The sequence below is a fragment of the Tenacibaculum sp. MAR_2009_124 genome (assembly GCF_900105455.1).
Taxonomy (GTDB): domain Bacteria; phylum Bacteroidota; class Bacteroidia; order Flavobacteriales; family Flavobacteriaceae; genus Polaribacter.
On sequence record NZ_FNSF01000005.1, the window covers coordinates 559575 to 571504 of the forward strand.

Here is an 11930-nt window from a genome sequence, read left to right on the forward strand (position 1 = left end):
AGAATTTATTATGTGTGGTATTACAGGTTACATAGGCTACAGAGATGCCTACCCAATTGTAATTAATGGGTTAAAACGATTAGAATATCGAGGCTACGATAGTGCCGGAATTATGATGTATGATGGTGAAAACATACATCTCTCAAAAACCAAAGGAAAGGTGAGTGATCTTGAAAAGATCACGAACAAAGATGAACATCGAAAAACAGGAAACATAGGAATTGGTCATACCAGATGGGCTACTCATGGAGTCCCAAATGATTCCAATTCACATCCTCATTTTTCAGAATCTGGTGATTTAGTAATAGTACATAACGGTATTATTGAAAACTATGACACCATTAAAAAAGAATTAACTTCAAGAGGTTATACTTTTAAGAGTGATACCGATACCGAAGTTTTAATTAACCTTATTGAAGAGGTTAAAAAAAATGAAGGCTGTAAATTAGGAAAAGCAGTTCAATTAGCATTAAACAATGTAATTGGAGCTTACGCCATTGCAGTATTTGACAAAACTAAGCCAAATGAACTTGTTGTAGCAAGACTTGGAAGTCCTATTGCTATTGGTGTAGGAAAAGAAAACAAAGAGTTTTTTATCGCCTCTGACGCTTCGCCTTTTATCGAGTTCACAAAAGATGCAATTTATTTAGAAGATGGCGAGTTAGCCATTATCAAAAGAGATAAAGGAATAAAAGTTCGTCAGATCGAAACCGACAAAGAAGTAGATGCCGATATTCAAGAGTTACAATTAAATCTTGAACAAATTGAAAAAGGTGGTTTTGATCATTTCATGATTAAAGAAATACACGAGCAACCTAAAGCTATTTTAGACACCTACCGAGGCAGAATGCTTCCTAATGAAGGAATTATAAAAATGGCGGGAATTGACGATAATTTACCTAAGTTTTTAAATGCTGAAAGAATAATTATTGTTGCCTGTGGTACTTCATGGCATGCTGGTTTAGTTGCGGAATATCTTTTCGAAGATATGGCAAGAATCCCTGTAGAAGTTGAATACGCTTCTGAATTCAGATATAGAAATCCAGTCATTACGTCAAAAGACATTGTTATAGCAATATCTCAATCAGGAGAAACAGCAGATACCCTTGCCGCTATTAAATTAGCAAAATCGAAAGGAGCCTTTGTTTTTGGTGTATGTAATGTCGTTGGATCATCGATTGCAAGAGAAACTCATGCAGGTGCTTACACTCATGCTGGACCAGAAATTGGAGTAGCATCAACAAAAGCATTTACTACCCAAATTACGGTACTTTCTTTAATTGCTTTAAAATTAGCTCAAGAAAAAGGTACACTATCAAAAACGGCAGTAAACAATTATCTACAAACACTTCAACAAATTCCTAAACAGATTGAGAAGTTATTAGAGATCGACCCTCTTGTTCAGCATATTTCAGAGGTTTATATGAATGCTACGAACTGTTTGTACTTAGGTCGAGGATTTAACTTTCCTGTTGCCTTAGAAGGTGCTTTAAAGCTTAAAGAGATCTCTTATATTCATGCTGAAGGATATCCGGCAGCAGAAATGAAACATGGACCTATTGCTTTAATTGATGAAAACATGCCTGTTTTTGTTATTGCCACGAACAAAGGGCATTACGAAAAAGTTGTTAGTAATATTCAAGAGATAAAATCTAGAAGTGGAAAAATAATTGCCATTGTTACTGAAGGTGACGTGACTGTAAAAGAAATTGCAGACCATGTTATTGAAATTCCAGAAACAGAAGAAGCTTTTACTCCACTACTTACTACAATACCTTTACAGTTATTGTCTTATCATATTGCTGTAATGTTAGGTAAAAACGTAGATCAACCTAGAAACTTAGCTAAATCTGTTACTGTAGAGTAAAGATTTTACTACATATTATATAAAAAGAAAGCTAGTTATCAATAACTAGCTTTTTTCTTTTTTAATTTTATGTATACTGGAAAATGATCCGAAAAACCTCCCTCATACCATGGTCCTATAAACGTTCTAAAAGGACTTCCTTTTAACTTACCTTTATAGACCCTCATCCAAGGTTTTTTAAATATTTTCGCTTCTATAAATCGTAAACTACTACTATCGTCAAAAAAGTTATTAGAAAGGATAATTTGATCAAACAGATGCCACTTTCCGTAATACGTCAACGTCCCATTGTTCTCTTTATGTAATGCTTCCATTGGATTGTAAAACGTATCGTCCACTAAATACTCTTTCAAACTGCTCGATGTTGGGTTATCATTAAAATCACCCATTACTATAAACTTAGGCTCATGACGTTCTTCAGCTCTTATTCTTTCTATTGTTTCAGAAACCACTTTTGCCGCATTTACCCTTTTATACTCACTCTTTTCTTGTCCTTCAGCTCTTGAGGGCCAATGATTGACTATTACATACACCAAATCACCATGCAAAACGCCCTTAACTACCAAAATATCTCGTGTATAATCAACAGATCCATCCTCATCCGAAATACCAACGTAAACAGATTCCGACGAAAGAACAGTAAACAATTTAGGATTATAAAGCAGCGCAACATCGATACCTCTTTCATCCGGTGATTCATAATGAATAAACCTATAATTATGTCTTATTAAATTTTTATGAGTAATTAAATCGCTTAACACTTTAGAGTTTTCAACTTCTACTAATCCAATCATAGCCGGGGCATGATAGGACTCATGTTCACCAATCATGGATAAGACCGATGTAATTTTCTTAATCTTCTGCCTATATTTACTTTTGTTCCATTTAAACTTACCACTCGGAGTAAAATCCCCGTCGTCTTTTCCTGAATCCTTAATAGTATCAAACAGATTCTCAACATTGTAAAACCCAACGGTGAGTGTATTTTTTAATTTATCCTTGCTCATTTCAGTATTAACCTACTTTAATTTACTAATATTTAACAACCTATAACTTACTCCTAACATAGAACATTAACAATTATACATTAAGCCACTTATAAAAACTTTGAATATATAAAATTTAAAAGCTATAACTTCATTTCTTTTAAAAAAGCACCCCGTTATTCTGAAAACTACCAATATTAAGTATATGTAAACGCAATAAAGAACACTACATAAAACACTATTAGACAATGTTTTAATAACACAAAACAAAACAAATAACCCACATAAAACTATTATTTTTACATCAGTAAAACACCAAGTTATAATCAAAACATAAAAAGATGAGAAAGCTAGTTTTATTCGTATTATTTGCAATGATTAACATTTCAGTATTTGCAATCAATGAAAAACCAACTAAACAGGAAATTAGAACCACAATTGTAAAGTTGTTAGGAAAGACAGACTTTAAAATTAAAAAAGAACTTAAAACAACCGTTGAGTTCATTATCAATAAAAAAGGTGAGTTAGTTATTTTAGACATTACTTGCTCTAATCCTTTGATCTGCGAGTTTATAAAAAACAAACTTAATTACAAGAAAGTACACAGCAATAGTACTGATGTACAATTCTTTAAAATGCCTTTAAGAATTCTTAAAAGCTAAACCTTCGTTCTGTGTAGTTAAAAGCCTTGCTTTCAGCAGGGCTTTTTTGGTTTTACCCGTCGACTCATAACATGCTCAATTATAAAAAAGGCGTGCACTTTTTCCCGATAAATAGTACTGGCTTCAATTCATATCTCTATCTAAAGACCAACTATAAATAATCATACTTGAAAAGTACTACAACGCATAGTTCAGCCCTTAAAGAACCGTCAGAATTTTGTACTTTTGCCACCGTATGATAGAAACCAGAGAATCCATTTCGGAACGAGTAGTATTAATTGGTATTATTACTCAACATCAAGACGAGAAACAATCGGAAGAATATTTAGATGAGCTAGAATTTCTTACCCTTACTGCTGGTGGTAAAACAGCGAAGCGATTTGTTCAAAAACTCGACAGGCCGAATCCAAAAACGTTTCTCGGGACTGGAAAGTTAGATGATGTTAAGGCATATATCGAATCTCATGACATTGGTACCGCTATCTTCGATGATGAACTTTCACCAGCTCAATTACGAAATATTGAACGCATTTTAGATTGTAAGATTTTAGATCGAACAAATCTTATTCTCGATATTTTTGCCAATCGCGCTCAAACGAGTTCTGCCAAAGCTCAAGTAGAACTTGCTCAATATCAATATTTATTACCTCGATTAACACGAATGTGGACTCACTTAGATAAGCAAAAAGGTGGTATTGGTATGCGTGGTCCTGGTGAAACGGAAATTGAAACTGACCGTCGTATCATTAGAGATAAAATTACGCTATTAAAGAAAAAACTTGCGACTATTGATAAGCAAATGTCAGTTCAACGAAAAAATCGTGGAAAAATGGTTCGTGTTGCACTTGTTGGCTATACCAATGTAGGTAAATCAACATTGATGAATGTTGTAAGTAAAAGTGACGTTTTTGCCGAAAACAAGCTCTTCGCAACACTCGATACTACGGTAAGAAAAGTGGTTATTAAAAATATTCCATTTCTAATGACAGATACTGTTGGTTTTATCAGAAAACTTCCAACGCAATTAGTAGAATCCTTTAAATCCACATTGGACGAAGTTAGAGAGGCGGATTTACTATTGCATGTAGTTGACATATCTCATCCGAATTTTGAAGACCACATTTCCTCTGTAAATAATATACTTGATGAAATAGACAGTGCTGACAAACCAACTGTGATGGTATTCAACAAAATTGATGCATATACGCATAAAACCATAGAAGAAGATGATTTAGTTACAGAGAAAACAAAAGAACACTATTCTTTAGATGATTGGAAGAAAACATGGATGAACGATATAGAAACGCAGAATATTTTTATCTCAGCGCTAAACAAAAGTAACCTAGAAGAGTTTCGAGAAAAAGTATACGATGAAGTTAAAAAAATACATGTACAACGCTTCCCGTATAACGATTTCTTATACTATGAATAACAATATTTTACCATTTCTAAATGATTAGTTAACCAAAATAGAACAGTTTATATTGCTTATTCCCTTTTTTTTTGTTAACTTTAAATTCGAATAGTACAAAATATTATTCACTAGTTATTAACACTTTAATTCCCCCTAAAGATGAAAAAAACGTACATTATACCACAAGTCAGAATTTTCAATTCTATTGTACTTACAGAAAGTAGCTATAACGCTTCAAGTAATTATGCTGTTTAATTATTAATTTTCCTGCGTAATAGTTAACACACCGCCAACTACATTTTTAAGTGCATTCAATTAGAGTTATTTTAATTCTCTAATGTATTCACAGCTCTATTACTTAGGAAGCAAAAGATAAGCATCATGAGAAAGCTAGCTATATTCTTGCAATTTGTACTAATGGTTCAGATCGCAGTTTCTCAAGAAGTCTGCGAAACTAAAGAAACCATTGAAAACGACAATGATATCTCAAGTATTACCAAGTGCTCAGTTACTGGTAAGCTAAATGATAATGGCACTAACTCAAAGTCGAAAGTTACTGTTGTGTCTTCAAGAAGCCGTCAAAAAAGACGTTCGAATGAAACAAAACAACGATTTAACAACCACGTTAGTAAACAAGCTAAAATAAACGATAGTATTCAGCAATTAAAACTGAATCATGTGCATGAAAACATCACAGCTATTAATACTGCCTTGGAAGAAAAACTCCTGAACGAACAGGTATCGTTCAATGATGTTGAGTACATTCCACAGTTTAGAAATTGCTCTGAAGATTTAGATGTATTTGAATGTTTCAATTATGAAATGCAAAAGCATTTAATAGACAATATCATTTACCCGGAAAAAGCACTTAAAAAAAGAATTGAAGGTGATGTTTGGGTGAGCTTCATAATCACAAAATCAGGAGAAATAAAAAATATCATTGCTACTGGTCCTGAGAATAGTGAAATGTTGAAAAAAGAAGCGATTAGGGTTATATCAATTCTTCCTTCATTTATACCTGGAAAACAAAATAACCAAAATGTAAACGTTACCTATACTTTTCCAATTAGTTTTAATTTGGACAACGTATTCGAATAACATAGCATGTAAAAAATAAATAAGATATCATATTTGACGTTTTCACAATCCTAAACACTAATAAAATGGCATAAATAAGGCCGTAATTTTATCCCTATTGCAAAAAATGCAAAAAAAATTCATGTTTTTTTTGCATATTCATAATTCACTTCAAATTTCGCATGACCTCATTATTTCTCAGGGCTTAACGAAACATTCACTTCTCAAACGACAAGAGTTTTTACCATAAAACCAACTCAAAAGTCGTCAATATTCGACTAAAAAAAACCAAGTTCGTTTTTTATACTCTTTTTTTTTATACTTTTGCGGCAAGAAAAACTACTAACCCGCTAAAATACAGTTGAATAATAATTTTTCTTAACCCCTTATAAATGAAAAGAATAATTGTATTGATAGTATTATTAATATTATCATTAGAAACTTCTGCACAGGAAGTTTGTGAGACCCCTAAAGAAGATGCTGCTGATTTAAACAGTATTACCAAATGTTCGATTAAACCTTCGAAAAATTCGAAGAACAAAAGATCGAGACAAATTACTGTAAAAGTATCAGCTAGTAAACGTTTCCTTAAGAAACGAGAAACTATAAAAAAACAAAAATCCTCAGGCCTTGGTAATTTAAGTACCGCTGGAGTTTCTAGTTTAAACACTACTGGTCAAGGAATAGAAAACAACCAAATAGCAACTTCGTCATTAGCAAACGAAGAAACCACTGCTATAAGTTCAAGTGAATCTAAGTCTAAAAACTTAAAAAACAATCTAGAATCATTAACTGAAAAGTTATCTAGGGAGGAAGTTAAAAAAGCAGAGCGTTTTAGCACTGTTGGAGAACTACCTTCTTTTGACGCATGTGATGGATCTAGTGACGATGAGCGATTAGACTGTTTCAATTTAGAAATGATAAAACATATTCAAAAGCACTTCCGTTATCCTAGTGAGGCCGTACGCGGTCAAATAGAAGGTGAAGTTTGGGTTCGTTTTATTATTGATAAAAACGGTTATGTCAAAAACATTAAAACTTTAGGTCCTAAAGGAGGAGAACTTCTAAATGAGGAGGCGAAAAGAGTAGTTACTAAACTACCTCGTTTTGCTCCTGCAAAGAAAAACGGAAGATCTGTATCTGTTAAATATGGTTTCCCTATTAACTTCTCTCTCGAAGAATAAATCAATAATTACGCACATATTAAAAACCCCAGAAAATGGTAAAAAAACAATTAACACTAATTGTTTTTACTTTGCTGGCAATAACTTCTATTGCCCAAGTAAAAATAAGTGGAACTGTTTATGACGAGTATTTAGAACCTTTCTATGGTGCTAAAATTTCTCAAGACAACAATTTTAAGCTTTCAGATACTTCTGGAGAATTTACAATTAGTCTTGTAGGGCAACTTCCTACATCAATAACAGTATCTTCATTCGGATACAAAACCGAGATCATTGAAATCACAACTCACAATCAAGAAATTAATGTGATTTTAAAAGAAAACCTTCTGTTAGAACAGGTTGTAATTTCTGCATCGCGTGTTCCTGAACGAATCATTGAATCTCCTGTTACAATTGAAAGATTGGGCTTAAGTGAAATTAGAAAGAATACTTCTAACTCCTTTTATGACGGATTGGCCAACTTAAAGGGTATTAACTCTAATGAAACTAGTTACGGATTTAAATCGATAAATACTCGTGGTTTTGCTGATTTTAGCAACTCTCGTTTCGTACAATTAGTGGACGGTATGGACACAGCTGCACCTGCATTAAACTTTAGTGCTGGAAATCTTTCAGGAGTATCTGAGTTAGATATTCAGAGTGTTGAGATATTACCAGGAGCATCTTCTGCCTTATATGGAGCCAATGCTTATAATGGTATTATGATTTTAAATACCAAAAACCCCTTCGATTTCACAGGGATTAGCACCATTTTCAAAACGGGGGCTACTCAACAAGAAGCTGGTGGTGTAAATGCATTTTATGATTTCTCTATGAGAATGGCATATCGTTTTAGTGACTCTTTCGCCGCTAAAGTAAATGTTTCTTACTTCGATGCAGAAGAATGGCATGCCACTGACTTCCGTAACAGAGAAGTTGATACTAATGAATTAATTGATGGAGATATCAATTCAACAGTTAATTATGATGGTGTAAACACTTATGGTGATGAATTGTTCTACGACCTATCTTTAAATAATCAATTTTTACCGCCAACCGATCAAATTCCAGTGGGAACTTTATTAAGACGAACTGGATATAAAGAAAGAGAGCTTATTGATTCTTATAAATCAAATAACTTAAAATTCTCAGGATCTTTACACTATAGACCCTTCAAAGACGACAGATTAGAAATACAGTTGACTTCAAGACTAGCGATGGGAGATAATACTTTCCAAGGAACAAGTAGATTCTTACAACGTGATTATTATATTGGTCAGTCTAAATTAGAAATAAAAGGTAGAAATTTCTACGTTAGAGGATATTATACAAGAAACGATGCTGGAAACAGTTATGATTTAACTCGTTCGGGAGTAGCATTAAACGAAGCTTACAGTCCTTTCAGAACTTGGGTTGAAGACTTTTTTAACACCCGCTACGGTCAAGGTTTAAGCATTCAAGAAGCAAGAGCATATGCTGACAGAAATAGACTTCAACCGGGAACGGAGGCTTTTAATACTGCTTTAAACACTATTAAAACTACTCGAATTACTGAAGGTGGTAGTGGTATTTATGACAGAAGTGCCTACACTCATGCAGATGGTAATTATAACTTTAAAAGTCTTTTAAACAATTGGGCAGACATACAAATAGGTGGATCATACCGTAAATATTCTCCTGATTCACAAGGAACTATTTTCAACGATCAAAACGAACCTATTAGTGTTGAAGAATATGGTATATATTCTCAGATTCAAAAGAAATTTTTCGATGATCGTTTAAAATTTACAGGATCTGTTCGTTATGACAAGTCTCAAAATTTTGAAGGAAACTTCTCTCCTCGTTTTGCAGTGAACTATGCTTTAGGAGAAAGTAAAACTCATATTTTAAGAGCATCATATCAAACTGGTTTCAGAAATCCAACAATTCAAGAACAATATTTGTTGTTGAACACTGGTGTTAAAACTAATGTCGGCTCAACAAGAGACAACTTAAGAAGAATTTTCTACGACTATGGAAATGGTTTTGAGGTATCTGGTGATGACATCATCAATAATTCTCTATTAACTAGATCTGTATATGACGCTAATTTTGGTCAACAATATGTTAAGTCTTCATATAAAGAAATTCAACCAGAAGTTGTTCAAACAATTGAAACTGGTTACCGTGGTTTAATTCGTTTAAACAACAACAATAACCTTGATTTAGACATTAATGGATTTGTAAGTAGACACACCGACTTTGTATTTGCTCAAGATGTTGTAGTTCCAATGCTTGGAGAGGTTTATCCAAATGGAAACCAAGCACTAAGTGATGCCGATGCCGTTCAAGCTCAAAACCAAGGGGCACTTGTTTTAGATAACGTTGTTGTTTTAAGTCCAAATGCTAACTATGCACTCTCACAAGGATTTGCGCAAGAGTTCTTCTTAACTACAAATGCTAATTCAATCGTACATTCTTACGGAATTGGTGTAGGATTACACACTAAATTATTTAAGAACTTTGATTTTGGCTTAAACTATAACTACATAGACTTTAACTTTGATGATAACGATTATGGTTCTTTCGAGCCTAACTTCAACACTCCAAAACATACAGTTAAAGCTCAGTTTGGAAACGAAACTTTATTTAAGAATTTCGGATTTAACGTAAGTGCAAGATGGCAAGATCAATTTAGATGGGTTTCTCCATTTGTTAGAGGAAATGTTGATGCCCGAACTGTAATTGATGCTCAGCTAAACTATCGTATTCCTTCATTCAAATCTAAAATAAAAGTGGGTGGAACGAACTTATTCGGAAAAGAATATTTTGCAGCTCCTGGAACAGGACAAATTGGCCAATTATATTATATCTCTTGGATCATTAATAACTAAGATTATATAGTTCCATTATTCACTGAGTCGTCCTAAAATAGGTTGACAGTTATTTATAAAATTTAATTAAACCAGAGAAGTTAACTTCTCTGGTTTTTTATTGTGTACAAAGTTAGGAGTTTTCATATTAAGACTTAAATGTGGTCTTTTGTTATTATAAGTATTTATAGATTCTTTAATTAACTGTTTCAACTCGTTCTGATTATTACACTTATATATTAAAAACTCTTGTTTTAATATACCATTTATACGTTCTGCTAAGGCATTTTGATAACAATCATACCCATCAGTCATAGATGGTCTTACTTTGTTTTTTAATAATGCCTTTTGATAAATATTTGAACAATATTGTAGCCCTCTATCAGAATGATGGATTAACTCTTTATCACTATTCCTGTTTTTGACAGCCATATTAAAAGCTTGTACCACATTATCTGCTCCCATATCATCACTAAGTTTATGGCCTACTATTTTTCTACTATAAGCATCTGTAACTAACGATAAATAATGCGTTTTTTCTCTACTTTTTATATATGTTATATCACTAACATAAACATGTTCTGGTCTTTCGGGAACGATGTCTTTTAATAAATTAGGATGTTTTCTTAACCAATGTTTTGAGTGTGTTGTTTTTATATAATTCTTTTTAGCCTTTATTAATAAATGTTCGGATTTTAAATAAGCAAATAAGGCATCTCTCCCTATTTTTATTTGCATTCTATCAAAGTCTTCTTTTAGTAAGTAATAGAGTTTACGAGTTCCGATTCTAGGCATTTCTCTTCGAATGGACAGTACTAGTAGCTTTATTTGTGATAAAACTTTCGCTCGATTCTCTTTACGTTTGATTCCTTGATAAACAGCTTGTCTACTAATTCCTAACAATCTACAAGAACATGAAAGGGTTATTTCTTTATTCTGTCGGATGATTTGGATTGTTGGGATAAAAGCTTTTTTCTGATAGTAGTACCAAATTGTTTGTCTGAAACATCTATCATGGTGTTTAGTAGAAGGTTTCTTAGTTTTTCATCTTCTAACTCTTTCTCTAATCGTTTTATTTTTTGTGCTGGTGTTTCTTTTGATTTTGGCATATGATGAAGATTTGGAGTATTCCAATCTAATGTACCATATTTTCGTAACCATACCAAAACGGTACTTCTACCTTGAATTCCATAAGCTTTTTGTATCTGTTTGTAAGTATAATTGCCTTTTTCTACTTCCGCTACTAATGCTAATTTAAAGCCTAGATTGTAATCACGTTGGGTACGCTTAACCCGCTTGTTTGTTTGATCTCTCATTATAAGTCGATTTTGTGTCAACTTATTTCAGGACGGGACACACATATAGAAAAAGCCGTAAACATCTGTTTACGGCTTTGTTACATAATAAAATGTAATAACTAACCAAGTATACTGTTTTTAAGCTCTATTAAAGTGTTTTTCGTATCAATTTTATTCTTAGATAGTATTGACTTAGAATTAACGATTAGAAATTTTTCATGAGTAGTACCTTCGTTTTCCATTTTAACAGAGGTATAAACAGTATTTTTTATTCTTATTGACTTCGGCTCTCCTATTTTATCGAATGTATATTCTTTAGCCGGACGAAATAACTTTTTCATAAACAAAGCACCATTTTCTACTTTGGCAGAACAAACAAATCGAAAAAGATAAATTTGCAATGCTATCATTCCCAAGAAAAAGATTCCAACAAATAACATTAAGCTCATAGATCCATTTTGAGCCACTCTATTATATGCCACAGGCATCATTGCTATCGTTACTACTGCACTTAAAAAAACACCGGGAAATGTTAGGTTTGATGATAACTTTTTTGTTTTCATATGAGGGTAAATTTTAATTATAGTTTATTTCTAATCATAAAAATCCCC

General features: G+C 32.8%; 9 protein-coding genes. 6 read left to right on the forward strand and 3 right to left on the reverse strand.

Features of this window, described 5'->3' with window-relative positions; translation table 11 throughout:
* The first annotated feature begins 10 nt into the window (after positions 1–10).
* The gene (gene glmS, locus BLW23_RS13135; protein WP_093670570.1) at positions 11–1867 is read left to right on the forward strand and encodes a glutamine--fructose-6-phosphate transaminase (isomerizing); all 1857 of its coding nucleotides are present in this window, start codon (positions 11–13) and stop codon (positions 1865–1867) included.
* 38 nt (positions 1868–1905) lie between these two features.
* Here the strand turns inward: glmS and BLW23_RS13140 are convergent, their stop codons facing one another.
* Positions 1906–2874, reverse strand: a complete 969-nt coding sequence (locus tag BLW23_RS13140; protein ID WP_093670572.1) for an endonuclease/exonuclease/phosphatase family protein — start codon at positions 2872–2874, stop codon at positions 1906–1908.
* 320 nt (positions 2875–3194) lie between these two features.
* Between BLW23_RS13140 and BLW23_RS13145 the strand changes: the two genes are divergently transcribed.
* From BLW23_RS13145 to BLW23_RS13165, 5 genes are all read left to right on the forward strand, one after another.
* Positions 3195–3515 (forward strand): hypothetical protein, encoded by a 321-nt coding sequence (locus tag BLW23_RS13145; RefSeq protein WP_143032173.1) that lies wholly within the window; start codon positions 3195–3197, stop codon positions 3513–3515.
* Positions 3516–3750: 235 nt separating this feature from the next.
* Positions 3751–4947, forward strand: a complete 1197-nt coding sequence (gene hflX / locus BLW23_RS13150; protein WP_093670576.1) for a GTPase HflX — start codon at positions 3751–3753, stop codon at positions 4945–4947.
* 363 nt (positions 4948–5310) lie between these two features.
* Positions 5311–6027, forward strand: coding sequence for an energy transducer TonB (locus BLW23_RS13155; protein ID WP_093670578.1), 717 nt, complete (start codon positions 5311–5313; stop codon positions 6025–6027).
* Between the two features lie 371 nt (positions 6028–6398).
* On the forward strand, positions 6399–7190 hold the full coding sequence (locus BLW23_RS13160) for an energy transducer TonB (RefSeq protein ID WP_093670580.1): 792 nt from the start codon (positions 6399–6401) through the stop codon (positions 7188–7190).
* Between the two features lie 35 nt (positions 7191–7225).
* Positions 7226–10042 carry a TonB-dependent receptor gene (locus tag BLW23_RS13165; protein WP_093670582.1) on the forward strand — a complete coding sequence of 939 codons (2817 nt, stop codon included), beginning with the start codon at positions 7226–7228 and terminating at the stop codon, positions 10040–10042.
* A gap of 66 nt (positions 10043–10108) precedes the next feature.
* On the opposite strand, the gene BLW23_RS13170 is transcribed toward BLW23_RS13165, so the two are convergent.
* Positions 10109–11337, reverse strand: a protein-coding gene (locus BLW23_RS13170; RefSeq protein WP_410529754.1) for an IS3 family transposase whose coding sequence is annotated in 2 segments (ribosomal slippage) — positions 10109–10977 and positions 10977–11337 — 1230 coding nt in all. Because the reading frame shifts where the segments join, the coding sequence is not laid out codon by codon here.
* A gap of 101 nt (positions 11338–11438) precedes the next feature.
* Positions 11439–11882 carry a hypothetical protein gene (locus BLW23_RS13175; RefSeq protein ID WP_093670586.1) on the reverse strand — a complete coding sequence of 148 codons (444 nt, stop codon included), beginning with the start codon at positions 11880–11882 and terminating at the stop codon, positions 11439–11441.
* Between the last annotated feature and the right edge of the window lie 48 nt (positions 11883–11930).

What these genes read in the sequence shown, in the direction of transcription:
- glmS (WP_093670570.1), top strand. Translation starts at nt 11, where the DNA reads ATGTGTGGTATTACAGGTTACATAGGCTACAGAGATGCCTACCCAATT.
- BLW23_RS13140 (WP_093670572.1), bottom strand. Translation starts at nt 2,874, where the DNA reads ATGAGCAAGGATAAATTAAAAAATACACTCACCGTTGGGTTTTACAAT.
- BLW23_RS13145 (WP_143032173.1), top strand. Translation starts at nt 3,195, where the DNA reads ATGAGAAAGCTAGTTTTATTCGTATTATTTGCAATGATTAACATTTCA.
- hflX (WP_093670576.1), top strand. Translation starts at nt 3,751, where the DNA reads ATGATAGAAACCAGAGAATCCATTTCGGAACGAGTAGTATTAATTGGT.
- BLW23_RS13155 (WP_093670578.1), top strand. Translation starts at nt 5,311, where the DNA reads ATGAGAAAGCTAGCTATATTCTTGCAATTTGTACTAATGGTTCAGATC.
- BLW23_RS13160 (WP_093670580.1), top strand. Translation starts at nt 6,399, where the DNA reads ATGAAAAGAATAATTGTATTGATAGTATTATTAATATTATCATTAGAA.
- BLW23_RS13165 (WP_093670582.1), top strand. Translation starts at nt 7,226, where the DNA reads ATGGTAAAAAAACAATTAACACTAATTGTTTTTACTTTGCTGGCAATA.
- BLW23_RS13175 (WP_093670586.1), bottom strand. Translation starts at nt 11,882, where the DNA reads ATGAAAACAAAAAAGTTATCATCAAACCTAACATTTCCCGGTGTTTTT.